This window comes from Streptomyces sp. NPDC007901 (assembly GCF_042959465.1).
In the GTDB taxonomy this organism is placed as follows: Bacteria; Actinomycetota; Actinomycetes; order Streptomycetales; family Streptomycetaceae; genus Streptomyces.
The window spans coordinates 333,059-349,249 of record NZ_JBIBKW010000005.1 but is presented as its reverse complement, the minus strand read 5'-3'; the positions used below and the strand labels follow the sequence as shown (position 1 = coordinate 349,249).

The 16,191-nt window shown below is 72.8% G+C and carries 11 protein-coding genes; 4 read left to right on the top strand and 7 right to left on the bottom strand.

Translation table 11 applies throughout. The annotated features are described in order from the left end of the window. Window positions 1-21: 21 nt before the first annotated feature. Both ACFZDK_RS19220 and ACFZDK_RS19215 read left to right on the top strand, forming a co-directional pair. Window positions 22-1,044 carry a BadF/BadG/BcrA/BcrD ATPase family protein gene (locus ACFZDK_RS19220; protein WP_390973870.1) on the top strand — a complete coding sequence of 341 codons (1,023 nt, stop codon included), beginning with the start codon at window positions 22-24 and terminating at the stop codon, window positions 1,042-1,044. A gap of 65 nt (window positions 1,045-1,109) precedes the next feature. After that, window positions 1,110-3,242: a glycoside hydrolase family 3 N-terminal domain-containing protein gene (locus ACFZDK_RS19215; protein ID WP_390974243.1), complete on the top strand. Its 2,133-nt coding sequence runs from the start codon at window positions 1,110-1,112 to the stop codon at window positions 3,240-3,242. A gap of 10 nt (window positions 3,243-3,252) precedes the next feature. On the opposite strand, the gene ACFZDK_RS19210 is transcribed toward ACFZDK_RS19215, so the two are convergent. The 6 genes from ACFZDK_RS19210 to ACFZDK_RS19185 all read right to left on the bottom strand — a co-directional run bounded on the left by ACFZDK_RS19210 (window position 3,253) and on the right by ACFZDK_RS19185 (window position 12,566). Continuing rightward, window positions 3,253-4,131, bottom strand: coding sequence for an ABC transporter permease subunit (locus ACFZDK_RS19210; RefSeq protein WP_390973868.1), 879 nt, complete (start codon window positions 4,129-4,131; stop codon window positions 3,253-3,255). Next, complete coding sequence (locus ACFZDK_RS19205) at window positions 4,128-5,138, bottom strand: ABC transporter permease subunit (RefSeq protein WP_390973866.1); 1,011 nt, start codon at window positions 5,136-5,138, stop codon at window positions 4,128-4,130. Before ACFZDK_RS19205 ends, ACFZDK_RS19210 begins: the two co-directional genes overlap by 4 nt. Next, window positions 5,138-6,511: an extracellular solute-binding protein gene (locus ACFZDK_RS19200; protein WP_390973864.1), complete on the bottom strand. Its 1,374-nt coding sequence runs from the start codon at window positions 6,509-6,511 to the stop codon at window positions 5,138-5,140. Before ACFZDK_RS19200 ends, ACFZDK_RS19205 begins: the two co-directional genes overlap by 1 nt. 156 nt (window positions 6,512-6,667) lie before the next feature. Further along, a complete protein-coding gene (locus ACFZDK_RS19195) occupies window positions 6,668-7,315 on the bottom strand; it encodes a peptidyl-prolyl cis-trans isomerase (protein ID WP_390973862.1) in 648 nt (215 codons plus the stop codon). Then, window positions 7,312-11,574, bottom strand: coding sequence for an NEW3 domain-containing protein (locus ACFZDK_RS19190; protein ID WP_390973860.1), 4,263 nt, complete (start codon window positions 11,572-11,574; stop codon window positions 7,312-7,314). The genes ACFZDK_RS19195 and ACFZDK_RS19190 overlap by 4 nt, the downstream gene beginning before the upstream one ends. A gap of 107 nt (window positions 11,575-11,681) precedes the next feature. After that, window positions 11,682-12,566, bottom strand: a complete 885-nt coding sequence (locus tag ACFZDK_RS19185; protein WP_390973859.1) for an SIS domain-containing protein — start codon at window positions 12,564-12,566, stop codon at window positions 11,682-11,684. Between the two features lie 151 nt (window positions 12,567-12,717). On the opposite strand from ACFZDK_RS19185, the gene ACFZDK_RS19180 reads away from it, so the two are divergent. Further along, window positions 12,718-13,506 carry a sugar isomerase domain-containing protein gene (locus ACFZDK_RS19180; protein ID WP_390973858.1) on the top strand — a complete coding sequence of 263 codons (789 nt, stop codon included), beginning with the start codon at window positions 12,718-12,720 and terminating at the stop codon, window positions 13,504-13,506. 19 nt (window positions 13,507-13,525) lie between these two features. Here ACFZDK_RS19180 and ACFZDK_RS19175 read toward each other — a convergent pair whose 3' ends face one another. After that, on the bottom strand, window positions 13,526-14,971 hold the full coding sequence (locus tag ACFZDK_RS19175) for an amidase family protein (RefSeq protein ID WP_390973857.1): 1,446 nt from the start codon (window positions 14,969-14,971) through the stop codon (window positions 13,526-13,528). 102 nt (window positions 14,972-15,073) lie between these two features. Here ACFZDK_RS19175 and ACFZDK_RS19170 point away from each other — a divergent pair, with 102 nt between their 5' ends. Beyond that, entirely contained in the window at window positions 15,074-15,949 is an 876-nt protein-coding gene (locus ACFZDK_RS19170) for a helix-turn-helix domain-containing protein (RefSeq protein ID WP_390973856.1), read from the top strand. Window positions 15,950-16,191: the final 242 nt, after the last annotated feature.

Genomic DNA, 16,191 nt, shown 5'->3' with positions numbered 1-16,191 from the left:
TATCAACCACCATGGGTGCCAATGAATAGTGATTTGAACCAGAGATCGGGTTGGGTCGTCGGGATCGACGCCGGCGGCACCCGTACCCGGGCGGTCCTCGCGGACGCGCGGGACGGGCGGCCGCGCGGGGAGGGCACGGCCGGACCGGGCAACGCGCTGACCGTTCCCGGGCCGCGGCTCGCCGATCAGCTGGCGGAGGCGGTCGCCTCGGCCGTGCCGGAGGCGGAGCGCGGACGCGTGGTCGCGGTGGTCGGAGGATTCGCCGGAGCCGCCCGGGCTCCCGAGGAGGAGCCGGGCCGGGTGCGGGCAAGGACCGCCCTCACCGCCGCGCTGACCCGGCTGGGGATCGCCACCGGAGCCGTCGAGGTCTACAGCGACATCGAGGCGGCCTTCGCCGGGGCGCCCGGGCAACCCGCCGACGGACTCGCCCTGGTGGCCGGGACCGGCGCGGTCGCCGCCCGGATCGAGGGCCGGGTGCTGGTCGCGACCTCCGGCGGGGACGGCTGGCTGCTCGGGGACGACGGCAGCGGGTTCTGGATCGGGCGCGAAGCCGCGCGGGCCGCCCTGCGAGCGGCGGACGGGCGGGGCGAACCGACGGCGCTCACCGGCACGGTCGGCCGGGCCCTGGGGCTTGCGGCGAGCGTGCTGCCCCCGGCCGCAGAGGAGACCTGGCCGTCGGCGCGGCGGGCCGCCTACCGGGCGCGGCTGCTGCCCGCCGTGCTGGACCGGCCGCCGGTGCGGCTGGCCGACCTCGCACCCCTGGTGCCGGACGCGGCGGCGGAGAAGGACGCGGTCGCCGAGGAGATCCTCCGGGCGGCGGCCGCCCATCTCGCCGGGACCGTGGCCGCGTTGCGACCCCGACCGGGCGAGCCACTGGTCGTCACGGGCGGCCTGGTCGCTCCGGAGGGCCCCCTGCTGAGCCCGCTCGCCGAACGGTTCGCCGGCCTGGGCCTGCGGATCACCCCGGTGCCGGACGGCTGCGCGGGGGCCGTGGCCCTGGCACGGCTCACCGCGACCGGCCACCGGCCCGCGGAGGACACGTGACCACCCCCGTCTACCGCACCCCCACCGCTCCCCTCGACGCCCGCGTCTGCGACCTCCTCTCCCGGATGACCCTCCGCGAGAAGGTGGGCCAGCTCAACCAGTGCATGTACGGCTGGGACGCCTACCGCCGCACCCCCGACGGCCGCTTCGCACTCACCGACGCGCTGCGCGCCGAGACCGAGCGCTTCGCCGGACTCGGCGCCCTCTACGGCCTGCTGCGCGCCGACGCCTGGTCCGGAGTGGAGCACGGCACCGGCCCCGGCGCCGCCGACAGCGCCGAACTCGCCGACCTGGTCCAGCGCCACGTCCTCGACAGCAGCCGGCTGGGCATCCCCGCCCTGTTCGTCGAGGAGGTCCCGCACGGGCACATGGCGCTCGACGGCACGGTCCTCCCGGTCAACCTCGCCGTCGGCGCCGGCTGGGACCCCGACCTGCACGAGCGCGCCGCCGCCCACGCCGCCGCCGAACTCCGCGCCCGAGGCGGCCATGTCGCCCTGGCCCCGGCCCTGGACATCGCCCACGACCCCCGCTGGGGCCGTACCGAGGAGTGCTTCGGCGAGGACCCGTACCTCGCGGCCCGCCTCACGGAAGCGCTGGTGCGCGGCATGCAGGGAGAACCCGCAGAGTACTTCGCCGCCGACAAGGCCCCCGTCGTCCTTAAGCACTTCGCCGGTCAGGGCGCCACCGTCGGCGGCCGCAACTCCGCCGAGTCCGCACTCGGACTCCGTGAACTCCACGAGATCCACCTCCCGGCGGCCCGGGCGGGCATCCGCGCCGGAGCGGCCGCCGTCATGGCCGCGTACAACGAGGTCGACGGCCTGCCGTGTGCGGGCAACCGGGCCCTGCTCACCGGGATTCTGCGCGAGAGCTGGGGGTTCGACGGGTTGGTGATGGCCGACGGCCTTGCCGTGGACCGGCTGGCCCGGATCACCGGCGACAAGATCTCCGCGGGCGCCCTCGCCCTCCACTCCGGGGTGGACCTGAGCCTCTGGGACGAGGGGTTCACGCACCTGGAAGAGGCCGTGGAGCGCGGTCTCGTCGAGGAGACGGTCCTGGACGCGGCCGTGGCCCGGGTCCTGCGGCTCAAGTTCCGCCTCGGTCTCTTCGAGCGGCCGTACACCCGGCGGACACCGCTGCCCGGCGGCGGGCGTGAGCTGAGCACCGCACTCGCCCGCCGCTGCGTCACCCTCCTCCACGACCGCGCGGGACTCCTGCCGATCGGACCCGCCGTCCGCCGCATCGCCGTCCTCGGCACGCACGCCTCCACCACCGCCCACCAGCTCGGCGACTACACCGCCCCGCAGTGCCCCGGCACCGGGGCCACGGTCCTGGACGCCCTGCGCGCACTCGCCCCGCCCGGCGTCCTGATCCACGAGGGGGAGACGGCGGCCGACCTCGCCGTGCTGGTGCTGGGCGGCAGCAGCGCCCGTACCGCCGACGCGGAGTTCGACGCCAACGGGGCGGCCCGGACGGCCGTCGCCGAGATGACCTGCGGCGAGGGTGTCGACCTCGCCGGACTCCGGCTGCCGGCCGACCAGCGGGCCCTGTTCGACGCGGTCACCGCCACCGGCACCCCCACCGTCGTCGTCCTCGTCCAGGGCCGCCCGCACGCCGTCCCCGAACTCGCCGAACGCGCGGGAGCCCTGCTCACCGCCTGGTACCCGGGCCCGTGGGGCGGCGAGGCGATCGCCGAGGTCCTCCTCGGACACACCGAACCCACCGGCCGGCTCCCCGTCTCGGTGCCGCGCTCCGCCGCCCAGCTCCCCGTCCACTACAACCACAAGGACACCGAGTACGGCGGCTACGCCGACGAGAGCGCCGAGCCGCAGTTCGCCTTCGGCCACGGGCTGTCGTACACGAGTTTCGCGTACGGGCCGCCACGGCTGTCCGGGCACACCGTGGAGGTCGACGTCACCAACACGGGCGAGCGCCCCGGCCGTACCGTCGCCCAGCTCTACATACGACGGCTGCGCACCCCCGTATGGCCGCGCACCCTCGAACTGCGCGCCTTCCAGGGCGTCGACCTCGTCCCCGGGGAGCGCCGCACGGTCACCTTCCACCTCGACGCCGCACAGCTCGCCCAGGTCGGGCCCGACCTGACGACGGCCGTGCTGCCCGGGACGCTGGAGATCCGCGTCGCGCAGTCCTCCGCCGCCGCGCTGACGGCCGTACCCGCCCTGCTCCGGGTCGAGGGGTGAGCGGGAGGTCTCAGAGCTTCACGGCCCCCGCCGAGACGCCCTTGTAGAACCACCGCTGGGTGATCACGAACAGCACCAGCACCGGGATCACGGAGATCACCGAACCGGCCATCACCACCCGCTGGTCGTAGCCGAACGACGAGCTCTGCAGCCGGGACAGCCCCAGGGTCAGCGTCATGTGGTTCTCGGAGCGCAGCACGATCAGCGGCCACAGGAAGTCGTCCCAGGCACTGATGAAGGTGTTCACGACCACGACCATGATCGCGCCCCAGGCGGAGGGGAGGTACAGATACCGGAAGCGCTGCCACTCGCCCGCGCCGTCGAGCATCGCCGAGTCCTCGATCTCGCGCGGGACGGCCAGGAACGCACCCCGCATCAGCAGGACGTTGATGGCCCCGACGAACCCGGGCAGCCACACCCCCGCGAGGCTGTCGACCAGGCCCAGGTCACGGATGCTCAGGAACAGCGACACCATGATCGACTCGAAGGGGAACATCATGGAGGCGACCAGCACCACCCAGACCGCCCTGCGGCCCTTCCAGCCGGGCTTGGAGAGCATGTAACCGGCGGTGGTGGAGAACACCAGCTGGCTGGTGATCGAGAGGACGACCACGGTCAGGCTGTTCCTGATGTACGTGGCCACCGGCACCTGCTCGAAGACCTCCCGGTAGGCCCGCAGGGTCGGGTGGCGCGGCAGGAGGGTGGCGTCCGCGCCGAAGACGTCCTCGCCGGTGCTCTTGAGGGAGGCCAGGAGCTGCCAGAGCAGCGGGCCGACGGTGAGGCCGAGGACGAGGAGCAACAGCAGGTAGCGGACGACGAGTTCGCGGGGGCGGCCGTACTCCCGCCAGCGGGGCAGGAGACGCCGGGCCCTGGGCACTGCGGTGGTCATGCCTCGTCCTCCTTGGTCAGGCGCTGTGCCAGCAGGGTCAGGCCGAGGGTCAGCACGAACAGGGCCACACTGACCGCCGAGCCGTAACCGGCGTTCCCGGTGAGCGGGTCCAGGCCGACGTCCCGGATGTAGAAGGGCAGGGTGCGGTCGGCGCCGCCGGGACCACCCGTGGAGCCGCCCAGCATGTAGATCTCGGTGAAGACCCGCAGCGAGCCGATGCCGGTGAGGGTGCCGACCAGCATCATGGCCTGCCGTACGCCCGGCACGGTGATGTGCCAGAAGCGGCGGACCGCGCCGGCCCCGTCCATGGCCGCGGCCTCGTGCAGTTCCCTGGGCACGTTCCCGAGCGCGGCCAGGTAGAAGACCATGTACCAGCCGAGGCCCTTCCACAGCGTCAGACCCATCGCACAGAGCAGGATCAGCCAGGAGTCGGAGAGGAAGGGGATGGCCGACCTGATCAGATGGGCCTTCTGCAGCCAGGTGTTGACGAGCCCGTCGTCGGCCAGCAGCCACTGCCAGCTCAGGCCCACCACCACGCTGGAGGCGAGCACCGGGGTGTAGAAGGCCGAACGGAAGAAGCCGATGCCGGGGAGGTTCTTCTCCACCAGTACCGCCAGCAGCAGCGGCAGCAGCACCATCAGCGGGACGACGATCACCGCGTACAGGACGCTGTTGCGGGTGGCGAGCCAGAAGTCGGAATCGCCCAACATCCGGGTGTAGTTGTCCAGGCCGACGAAGCTCGCGGCGCCGCCCAGCGGCTTGGCGTTCGTGAACGACAGCAGCACGGTGTTGAAGAAGGGGAACACCCCGAAGACGACGGCACAGCCGATCGCGGGCGCGGTCCACAGCCACGGCAGCCACCAACGGCGGTACAGTGCGGCCCCGTTGGCGCCCGGAGCGGGGCCCGGCAGCAGCCGTCGCAGACGGGACGGGGCCGCGCCCGGTGCGGCGGCGGTGCGCTGCGCACCGGGCACGGAGACGGTCTCGGCGGTCTCGGTCGCCACCATCAACCCGCCTGCTTCAGCAGCTCGTCGGCCTTCTCCTGGGCGTCCTTCACGGCCTGCTCGGCGCTCTTCTTGCCCTGCATGGCCAGCTGCACCTGGGCCACGATCGCGTTCTGCACGGCCGGGGAGAGGTTGGTCTGGTTGGCGTCGGCCGTCTTGAGCTGCTCGGCCACCAGTTTGCGGGCCTGGGCGAAGGGGTCGTCGCCGGTGACGTTCTGGAAGAACGGATCGTCCAGCGAGGCCGAGGTGGTCGGGAAGATCACCACGTCCGGGTCCTTGCACCAGGCCGTCTGGTTCTCGGCGTTGGTGAGGTACTCGGCGAACGCCAGCGCGACCGGCGCGTGCTTGCTGGTCGCGGCGACCGAGATGTACTGCGGGGCGCCGGTGGAGGCGTGGCCCAGCGCGTCGTAGGGCTGCTGGCTCACGCCCGTCTCGGCGTAGACCGAGGGGCTGTTCTGCTTCACGAACCGCACGAAGCTCGGGTTCGTCGAGCCGTACGCCACCTTGCCCTGGCTGTAGAGCGTGGACGGGTCGTTGCTGGAGGACAGCGAGTCCTGCGGCATCGCGCCCTCCCTGTACAGCTTCGCCATCCAGGCGACCCACTGGACAGTCCTCGGATCATTGGCGAAGACGGCCGACTTGCCGTCGGCGGAGAGGGTCTTGATGTTCATCTGGTCCCAGTCGGCCGGGATCCGCCAGATCGGGTTGGCCATCGTCGCGAAGTACTTGCCCTTGGCCGCTTTGGCGACCTTCTCGTAGTCCGCGAACAGATCGAAGACGCTCGTCGGCGCCTTCGTCGTGTCGACGCCGGCCTTCGCCAACAGGCCCTTGTTGTAGGTGATCAGGACACCGCCCGTGTACCAGGGCAGGGCGGTGTGGACCGACGTGCCCGAGGCGTTCTCGAAGGTGCTCGACTTCCAGAACGCCGGGACGAAGGGCTTGCCGACGTACGGGTCCTTCGTGCCCACGTCGAGCAGGTAGCCGGCCTTGGTGAGCGCGGTCGCCGTCGGGGCGTTGAGGTTGATGACGTCCGGCAACGTACACGCCTGGGCGTCGGCCACCGTGCGCGAGGTGAAGGTGTTGTCGCCCGGGTCGTCGATCCACTTGACCTTCGCGCCGGGGTGGGCCTTCTCGAAGGCCTTGATGACGCCGTTGAAGAAGTCGCCGAAGTCCTTCTTCAGGTTCGTCGTCTGGAAGGTGATCTGGCCCTTGACGTCACCTGTCAGCTTCCCGGAACCGACGTTGCCCTGGTCGACCTTGCAGCCGCCGGCCGTCGCGTCCCCGTCCCCGGAGCCGCCCGACAGGCCGCATCCCGCGGCCGTCAGGGCGAGGACGAGGACGCCTGTCATGGATCCGGTCAGTCTCTTCGCACGCATGGTTGCCCTCCTGCGGCCGGTCGGATGCCCGTGTGGCTGGCTCCGGCTGGTTCAAATCACCAACTTGGAGTTCGATTGATGAAAAGGTGGACCAGAATTCATCGGAGGTCAATGGTTTGCGTGTTGCGTTTGGGTTCCGTGCGTGAAGACGCAGGCTCAGTGCCGGTGTTCGTGGTCCGGATGCGCCGGGTCACCGGGATGCTCGTGCCCGGCCGGGTACGCGACGCCCTCGCGAGCCCGGTCCAGCCAGTCGAAGAACGCCTGCCGTCCCCGCGCCCGCCGCAACTCCCGTGCCACGTCGTCCCGTACGCGCTCGTACGGCCGGAAGTCGTCGGCCGTCGCCGTCGCGAAGGGGTCCACACCGCGTCGTAGCGCGTCCTTGGTGAGGAAGCGGTCCAGGTTGCGGACGTAGTACTCCCGCACGGCCTCCTCCGGCACCCGCTGTTCGGCCTCCAGAGCGGCCAACAGGGCGCGCGCGGCGGGGGAGTGGGCGAGCGCCACCGCCACGATGCTGCCCAGGTCGGCGACATCGGTCCCGGACACGGCGAGCACCCGCTCCGGGGACACCTCCCGCGGCGGTGCGAGGCCACGCTCCGCACAGGCCCGCCGGGCGAGTTCGTCCGTGACGACCACCTGGGTCGCCCACCGTCTGCGCTGCCGCTCGGCCCGCGCGAGGGCCTCCGTGCGGGCCGTTTCCCGGTCCCGGGCCGTTTCCCGGTCCCGCGCGGGAACGGCCGCCAGCAGCGCGTCCACCCGCTCCACCGGCACCGGCTCCCCGGCCACCACGGCCGCGTGCTCGCTCACGGCGTCACCTCCAGCACGACCGCCTCCGTGTAGGCGACGGATCCATGCCCGGCGACCTTCGCCAGCAGCCAGTACGACCCCGGCTCCACCGCCGAGCCGTCCACCTCGATCCCGCACTGCAGCGTCTGCCCGGCACCCACCGTGAAACCCTGGCAGCCCGGGGCGACGCCGCCCCAGGTGCCCCACGGCGACACCGCCCACAGCGTTCCGCCGACCGGCCCCCGGGTCGTGTTCCGCAGCACGACCGGTACCGTCGCCCGCTCCCCCCGGCGCACCCGGACCCGCTCGGCTCCCAGACGGGCCGTGAGAGTCCGCCCGTCCGGCTCGCCCTCCGGCACGGCGCCCGGCACATCGACGGCGACCACGTCCTCGTACGCCTGCCCGTCGTGGGTCAGCCGCGCGCCCAGCCAGTACCGGCCCGGCGGTGTGTCCGGCGGCGGGGTGACCGTCACCTCGGTGAGGGTGAAGCCGCCGGGGCCCAACGCGTAGGGCAGTTCGGTGGGTTCGGCCGTCCAGCCGGGCGGTCTGCGGAACCGGACGGTGCCCGACACCGGGGCGTCGGTGAGCTCGGAGGAGATCCGCACCGTCACGGTGACCGCTCCCGAGGCGGTGAGCAGGCCCGGCGAGAGAAAGACGGCGACCGGCAGGTTGCCGCGCGGCGCGGGCCCCGAGTTGTGCAGCCAGTAGCGGGTGGCGACCGGCTGGGCGGGCTCGTGCGCGGCGACACCGGGACCTTCCGCGTACCGCGCGTTCTGGGGAGTCGCCCGGACGGTGGCCACCTCGAAGCCGCCGAGGTCGAGATCGAGCGCGCCGCCGGCGGGGGCCAGCGGCTCCCCGGGCCTCTCCAGTACGTCGGCCCGCGCCCCCTGCGTCCAGGGGAGCGGACCGGTCACCCGGGCCCGCACCGGACGCCCGTCCACCTCGTGCAGCCGTACGACGACACCCCGCGCCGGATGCGCGGATGCCGCACTGCCGCGCGCGAGGGGCGAGCCGCTCGGCTTCAACGCGTCCAGCACCACCCGGCCCTCGGGCTCCAGGGACAGCAGGGTCCCCGTGCGCGGCAGCCGGCCGGCCTGTCCGGCGGGCGGTCTGATCCGGGCGGTGAGCGGGTGGTTGTAGGCATGCCCGGCCCGGGGCAGCCCCAACTCCCGCCAGTCGCCCGCCCCCGCCACCACCGCGTACTCGAACGTGTGGGACCAGCGCTGGAGTTGGAACCCCGACCCGTCGGGCGCGGTACGGCGGGGTGGGTCCACCCAGATGCCGGACGGCCAGCCGGTGCAGGACCGCATCAGGGACATCCACAGGTCGCCGGAGGAGGTGACCACACAGCCCGGCGTGCCCCGGTTGAGCACGGCGAAGCTCCGCCCGTCCCAGGCGTCACCCGGCGGCAGCGCCTCCCCGCGCCCGGCCGCCGTGGCCCGCACGACCGCGTCGTCCAGGTCGGCGACGAGCGCGTCGACCGCGTTCGCGTCGTCCTCGGGCCGGGCGCCCGCCACCACCAGCAGCGGCAGCCGCTCCAGATCGCGCAGGTCGGCGCCGGGCACCCACTCCTCGCGCAGCGAGGCACGCGGGGCCACCCAGATCGCGGCGAGCCCGTCCGCGGCCAGCTGCCGGTGCAGCTCCCGGGCCGCCGCCGGGTCCCAGCCCAGCGCCTCGGCGACCACGGGATTGCGGTCCGGGCCGCCGACGGCGATCCGGATGTCGGGCAGATTGGAGTCCACCTCCAGATCGCCGTAGCGCGGACCGCCCGCGATCGTGGACGTGGCCGTGACACCCGCCCGGACCAGCGCCGCCGCCAGCGGGGTGCCCAGCTCACCGGCGGTGTCCCAGTCGGCGTAGACGAGTTCGGCGACCCCGATCGCCCGGTGCCCGAGCAGCCGCCCGGTGTCGTCGTGCACCGCGACCCGGGCCGTCGAACCGAGTCCGAACCATGTGTTGGCAGGGTTGTCCAGCGTCCACGGGAACCGCTCGCTGTCCACGTCCACGAAGCCGAAGCCGCGCCCGATGACGGCGTCCGCGACCTCGTGCACGGGCAGCCCGCCCCGCACGTCCGAGGGCCAGCGCACCCGGATCAGCCGGTCGGCGCCGTCGTACCCGTCGACGGTCGTCGTCACGTCGAGCCGGTCGACGCCCGCCCAGAGCGTGAGTTGCTGGGTGTACCGGAAGAGCCCCAGGTCGCCGCGGACGGTGATCCGCGACCCGGCGGGGGAGCGCTCGACCTCGACGTCCGCGGTGACGTCCCGGCTCCGGGCGGCCGTCGTCCCGGTCGGGGTCAGGTGCCAGGGTCCTTCGCCGAAGCGCGGATGCCGTGGGTACTCCTCCTGGACGACCAGTTCGTTGCCGAGGTCGCCGGTCCGCAGCAACTCCCGGGCGCCCTCGGTGAGTCTGCGCAGAGCGCACACGCCGCCACCGCGTGCCGGGTCGACCGTGACCTCGTAGAACTCGTTGCGGACGGTGAGCCCCTCGCCCGGTGTCCAGCCGGGCACCGGACCCTCCGCGAGCGAGAGCGCCTTGAGACCCATGCCGGGTACGTCGGGTACGACGACCCGGAGCCGGCCATCCTCGCGCACCGCTGGCAGCGGCAGACCGGTGAGATCCAGCGGGACCAGCCCGCCCGGATCGTCGACGGTGAGCACGTCCCGCCGCTGCCAGGTCGCGGCGTTGAACACGACCAGGTCCGGTGCGCCGCCCGGGAGTTGGGCCACCTCGTGGGCGAGCGCGTCGGTGGCGTCGGCATGGACCGTCCGGGCGAGGTCGTGCAACTCCCGCCAGCCGGTGAGGAGATCGATGTAGACCTGGTCCGACTCCGAGCCGGTGATGGCGTCGTGGTGGGCGCCGTAGATCAACTGCCGCCAGGCCTTGTCCAGGGCCGCGTCCGGGTACGGATGCCCGGTGACGAGGGAGGCGAGGGTCGCCCACGCCTCCGCGTCGGCGAGCAGCGTTTCGCCGTACCGCTGGGCCTGCTTGGTGTCGATGTAGGAGACGTCCTTGCCGGTGTAGACCGGGTTCATGTCGCGGGTCTGCGGGGACGCCCTGCGTCCCTCGGCCGCCAACTCGGCGCGCACGGCGGCGAAGAAGTCCCGGGGGAGGGCGCTGACGAAGCGCGGCCAGACGTACCGCTCGTTCCAGTCGCGGTGGATGCCCATGACCCAGCGGCACGGCGGCGCGTAGTCCCCGCCGACCGGCAGCAGCACGTTCCTGGTGAGCGCGACCTTCTTGAGTCCCTGGAACAGCTTGAAGGCGGCGGCCTCCGCCGCGGGCAGGGTGGCGGCATTGTCGATCGCCCAGCCGGCGCCGTAGTGGTTGACCATGTAGGCCGTCAGCAGTCCGCGCCCCGACGGCGCGATCCAGCTGAACTCGGCCGGGAACTGCATCCGTCCGGGGTCGCGCGGTTCCTCGCCGAAGACGGAGAGCGTCGGCCCCCACTGGTGGAACGGCCCGCGCGCCCAGGAACTGGAGGAGATCCCGGCGTCCGCCATCAGTCCCGGGAACTGCGGATCGTGCCCGAACGCGTCCAGTTGCCAGGCGGTCTCGGGCGCCGCCCCCATGATCCGGCGCTGGAAGCCGTCGCCGTACAGGGCGTTGCGTACGGTGGCCTCGGCGCCGGTGAGGTTGGTGTTCGGCTCGTTGTAGGTGCCGCCCATGATCTCGACGCGGCCGGAGCGGATCAGCTGGCGCAGAAAGGCCCGTTCCTCGGGGAACGCGTCCCAGTAGGGCTTGAGGTAGTCGACCTCGGCGAGCACGAAGGTGTACGCCGGGTCTCGCCGGGCCAGGTCGCAGTGGGCGCGCACCAGGCTCATCCCGGACTGGCCGCGCGAGTCGAAGGTGCGGGCGGGCAGACCGGTGACGGCCGGTTCGTCGGCGTGGTCCCAGGTCTCGGTGTAGGCGGCCTGGGTGTTCCACCAGACGGGGTCGTAGTGGAAGTGGCTGACCATGAACATGGTCCAGCCGGGCTCGGCGGCCGTGAACTCGGCCGAGTGGTGCAGGAGCAGGCCCGCGTCGGCGTCCTCGACGGTGACGGTGATCCCGCGCCGGTCGCCGGGCGCGAGCGACTCGGCCGTCACGGGTATCTCCGCGCGTAGGGTCCCGTCCTCGCCGGTCGTGGCGCGGTTCTCGCCGACGCTGCGGACCCCGGGCCCCGCCACGGTCAGCAGCACCGGGCGGCCCGGGAGGTGCTCGACCTCGACGGCCACGACCTGGTGCGGCCGGTGCGCGGTGCCGGTGAAGAGCTCGGTCGACTCGACAGAGGTGACGCGCATGGGGCTCCTACGAGTGCTCGGCGGAGCCCCATCCTGGCATCGAGGGGTGGTTCAATCAACCATGAACATTGTTCATTGATGGTTCATCCATGCAGAACGGTTGGTGCTCAGCGAGACCGCCGCGCCTTCGCCGCATGCTGTCCGGCGATGTGGTCGGTCAGCGCCAGCGAGGCGCTGGTGCGCTGGTAGGTGAGCTGGGCGACCCGGACGTAGAGGCAGTCGATGAGGAGCAGTACCGAGTGGCGGGCACCGATGATGCCGGTCGGGAAGCTGGTCTCCGAGGTGGAGGAGATGAGCCGGATGTCGGCGGCGCGGGCGAGCGGGGAGCGCGGGTCGGAGGTCAGGGCGACGGTGGTCGCGCCGCGCTCCCCGGCGGTCTCGAACGGCTCGATCGTCTCGCGGGTCGCCCCCGAGTGGGAGATCCCGATCGCGACGTCGGCGGGCGTGAGCAGCGCGGCGGAGGTGGCCGCCGCGTGCACCTCGGTCCAGCCGCGCACCGAGCAGCCGACCCGGAACAGCCGGGTCTCGGTCTCCTGGGCGACGGCCCCGCTGCCGCCCACGCCGTAGACGTCGATCCTGCGGGCCCGGGCCATGGCCTGCGCGGCCCGCTCGACCGCGTCCAGGTCGATCCGGTCCACGGTCTGCTGGATGGCCCGCAGGTCCGCGGTGCCGACCACCTTCACGACCCGCTCCAGGCTGTCGTCCGGGGAGATGTCCGGCCCGATCTCGGCCGTGCCCCAGTCGGACACCTCGCCGCGGCCCCGCTCCTGGGCCAGCGCGATCAGCAGATGCTGGTAGGAGTCGAGTCCTACGGCCCGGCAGAAACGGGTCACGGTTGCCTGGGAGGTGCCGGTGCGGCGGCCCAGCTCCGCGGCCGAACAGTGGGTGACGGCGGCCGGATCCTCCAGGATCAGCTCACCGACCTTCCGCAGGGAGCCGGCCAGGCGCGGCAACTCGGTTCGGATCAGTGTGGTGACGTCGGTCGAGGGCATGAGGAGAAGGTATCAGCCACCCTATATGGGGCGAGTTGAATACCAGGACCGGATCGGCGAGGCATTGCACTGCATACCGGGCGCATGATTTATTGATTCATCGATAGGCGCGAATATTGGGTGGTTCAATCCATCAGTGGGGAGTGCGTACGTGTCCGTCGAGTCCGCCAACGAGTCCGGGACCGAGCCGGTGAACGCCGAACGCTTCGCCCGCGAGGGCCTCGCCGCGCTGCACCGCCTCACCGAGTCGGCAAACGCCGACGTGTCCCGGGCCGCCGCGCTCATCGCCGACTGCCTCCGCGCCGACGGGGTGATCCAGGCCTTCGGCACCGGCCACTCCCAGGCCATGGTCCTCGAAGTCGCGGGCCGCGCGGGCGGGTTGGTGCCCACCAACCGGATCAGCATCGCCGACCTCGTGCTCTACGGCGGCGAGCACCCCAGTGTCCTCGACGACCCCCTCCTGGAGCGCGAGCCCGGCATCGCCGCCCGCCTCTACGAGCTCGCCGCCCCGCGCCCGCAGGACCTGTTCGTCATCATCTCCAACTCCGGTGTGAACAACGTGATCGTGGAGATGGCCCTGCACGCCAAGGAGCGCGGACACCGCCTCCTCGCCGTCACCTCCCTCGCCCACACCCGGGCGGTCCCGGCGGGCCACCCCAGCGGCGGCAAACTCGCCGACCTGGCCGACGTGGTCCTCGACAACGCGGCCCCGCGCGGCGACGCGCTCCTCGAACTCCCCGGCGGCGGCGCGGTCTGCGCACTGTCCACACTCACCGGCGTCATGCTCGTACAGATGGCGGTGGCCGAGGCGGCCGGCCTGCTCCTCGCCGCCGGCGACCGCCCGCCGGTCTACGTCTCGGCCAACGTGCCCGGCGGCTTCGAGGGCAACCTCGACCTGGAGAAGCGGTACGCCGGCCGGATCCGGCGCACCGCGAGCTGACCCCGCCGGGCCCGGGTCCTCAGCCGACGGGCGGGCGGCGACCGCTCCAGGGCAGGGCGAGTTCCAGGGCGCGCGCCACCTGGAGCAGCAGGTCCTCCCGCCAGGGCGCGGCGACGATCTGGACGCCGACCGGCAGCCCGGTGGCCGCGTCGTGGTGGAGGGGCAGCGAGATCGCGGGCTGACCGGTCACATTGAACACCGAGGTGAACACACCCATCGGATAGCTGTTCAGGACCGCGGCCAGAGGATGGTTCTCGATGCCCGCCCGCCAGGCGCCGACGCGCGGCGGGAGGCACGCCATCGTCGGGGTGACCAGAAGGTCGAAGCCCGCGACGAAGCCCTCCACGATCTGCCGGGAGAACCGCTGGGTCCGCTGCACGGCCTCCGCGTAGGCCCAGGAGTCGATCGACCGCGCCGCCTCGCGCAGCGCCCGGTTGTGCGGCTCGATCCGCTCCGGGTCCGCGAGGTCCACCCCGGCGGCCCCGATGTTCCAGATCGTCGTGAACGCGGCGACCAACTCCTCCGCCGGAGGCAGCGGAAGCGGAGCGTCGACGACGTGGTGGCCGGCCGCTTCCAGTGCCCGCAGCGTGACCTCGACGGCCGTCACGCACGCCGGGTCCACGTCGATCCCGTCGACCGGAGAAGCGGTGAGCGCACCGACGCGCAGCCCGGCCGGCGGGTCCGCCTCCACCGCGGCGGCGAACGACCCGCGCGGAGACGGCGGCGACCACCAGGCACCCGGATCGTGGCGCGCCAGGACATCGACGACGGCCGCGGTGTCCGCCACCGTGCGCGTGACCGCACCGCCGGCGGCGAGCCCCTCCACGAGGACGGTCTCGCCGCCGATCAGCCCGCGGGTGCACTTGAGGCCGACAAGACCGGTGCAGGAGGCGGGAATGCGGATCGATCCACCGCCGTCCTCGGCGTGCGCGAGAGGCGCCATCCCGGCGGCGACGGCCACCCCCGCACCGCTCGACGACCCGCCCGGCGTGCGGTCCGGGTCCCACGGATTGCGCGAGATGCCCAGAGCCTCGCTCTCGGTGAACGGCAGGGCCCCGAACTCGGAGGTGGTGGTCTTGCCGAGCGGCACGAACCCGGCCTCCACGAACCGCCGTATGATCCGGTCCGAAGCCTCCGCCGGTGCCTTGCGGGCGCCCGCGGAACCGTAGGTGGTGGGCCAACCGGCCACGTCGACAAGGTCCTTGACCGGCAGCGGAACACCGTGGAAGGGCGGCAGGTCAGCGGGTGACGCGGCCCGTACCACCGCGTCCGCCGCCACGGCCGCAGCCTTGCGGACGTCGTCGTCGGCCCGATGACAGAAGGCGTTCAGCCGGGGATCCAGCTCGTTCATCCGCCGCAGACAGGCCTCGGCCACCTCCACCGGGCTCACCTCCTTCCGGCGGATGGCCGCGGCCAGTTCGACGGCCGGTGTGAACAGATCGATCGACTCCATCGGCGAGCGCATCACGAGCGGTCCTCTCAACTCCGGGACGCTTGCGGGAACGCCGTCAGTCTCGGCGCGCCCCGCCCCGCTCCGTCTTGGACGAATGTCCCCTACGCTGACGCCATGCGTTCCGCCCGGCCGGCCCAGGAGGCCGCGCAGATCTGGGACATCGCGACCCCGGCAGGGCCCGGTCGGCTGCCGGGGGTGAGCATGGCCGGTTTCCGCGCGCGGACCGCGGACGCCGTCGAACTGGGCGTGGTGCCCTTCCCGGCGGTCACGGTGGTCGTCGACCTCGGCGACCGCTCACTCGCCGTCGACGACCTCGACGGCCGACGCCATCACGGCGTCATCGTCGCCGGACTCGCGGCCAACGGCCTGCGCGGCAGTGGCCGTTGCGTCGAGTGCCTCCAGATACGGCTGTCACCCGTCGTCGCCCACGCGGTGTTCGGCGCCTCCTCGGAACTGGGCGGCACGGTGGTCTCCCTAGACGACCTCTGGGGCCGCGAGGCGGTACGCGTCCAGGAACGGCTGCGGGCCGCCGGATCCTGGGCAGAACGGTTCGCGCTCGCCGAGGCCGCGCTCGCCCGCCGCCGGCAGACAGGCCGCCCCGTCGACCCCGAGATCGCCTTCGTCTGGCAGCGGATGGCGACACACCTGGGCGCGGTCCGGGTCGAGCCGCTGGCGGCCGAGGCCGGCTGGAGCCGCAAACGACTCTGGTCCCGCTTCCGCTCCCAGACCGGCCTCACCCCCAAGCACGCGGCCCGCCTCATCCGCTTCGACCACGCGGCCCATCGCCTCGCCGCCGGGCACAGCCCCGCCCTGGTGGCCGCCGAAGCGGGCTACACCGACCAGTCCCACCTCCACCGCGACGTCAGAGCGTTCACCGGTGCGACCCCCACAGCGGTCTCCACCGCACCCTGGCTCGCCGTGGACGACGTCGCGTGGGCCGCACCCGGTTACCTGGGCGGCACACCGCCGCGAGCACGGGCCGGGCGGTGATGTGGTGCCCCGGCTCGGGTGGGTGGCCGGAGCCGTTGCGGGTGGTCGGCGGAAAGCGGTGCGCTGAGGGTCCCGGGTGGGTGTCGGGAGGGCCCCTCCGAACGTCCGCCCCACCGCCTCACCGGCTGAGCTGCTCCAGGCCGTCACCGCTTGTGGCGGGCTGCTCAGCAGTGCCTTGGCCACAGCCGGCCCGACCCTGCGCGCCTGGCCCCGGCAAACCTTCCCGGTCACAGCACCGGGGG

Bases quoted from the DNA above. Each gene is read 5' to 3' on its own strand.
- ACFZDK_RS19220 (WP_390973870.1), top strand. From the start codon at position 22: ATGAATAGTGATTTGAACCAGAGATCGGGTTGGGTCGTCGGGATCGAC.
- ACFZDK_RS19215 (WP_390974243.1), top strand. From the start codon at position 1,110: ATGACCCTCCGCGAGAAGGTGGGCCAGCTCAACCAGTGCATGTACGGC.
- ACFZDK_RS19210 (WP_390973868.1), bottom strand. From the start codon at position 4,131: ATGACCACCGCAGTGCCCAGGGCCCGGCGTCTCCTGCCCCGCTGGCGG.
- ACFZDK_RS19205 (WP_390973866.1), bottom strand. From the start codon at position 5,138: ATGGTGGCGACCGAGACCGCCGAGACCGTCTCCGTGCCCGGTGCGCAG.
- ACFZDK_RS19200 (WP_390973864.1), bottom strand. From the start codon at position 6,511: ATGCGTGCGAAGAGACTGACCGGATCCATGACAGGCGTCCTCGTCCTC.
- ACFZDK_RS19190 (WP_390973860.1), bottom strand. From the start codon at position 11,574: ATGCGCGTCACCTCTGTCGAGTCGACCGAGCTCTTCACCGGCACCGCG.
- ACFZDK_RS19185 (WP_390973859.1), bottom strand. From the start codon at position 12,566: ATGCCCTCGACCGACGTCACCACACTGATCCGAACCGAGTTGCCGCGC.
- ACFZDK_RS19175 (WP_390973857.1), bottom strand. From the start codon at position 14,971: ATGCGCTCGCCGATGGAGTCGATCGATCTGTTCACACCGGCCGTCGAA.
- ACFZDK_RS19170 (WP_390973856.1), top strand. From the start codon at position 15,074: ATGCGTTCCGCCCGGCCGGCCCAGGAGGCCGCGCAGATCTGGGACATC.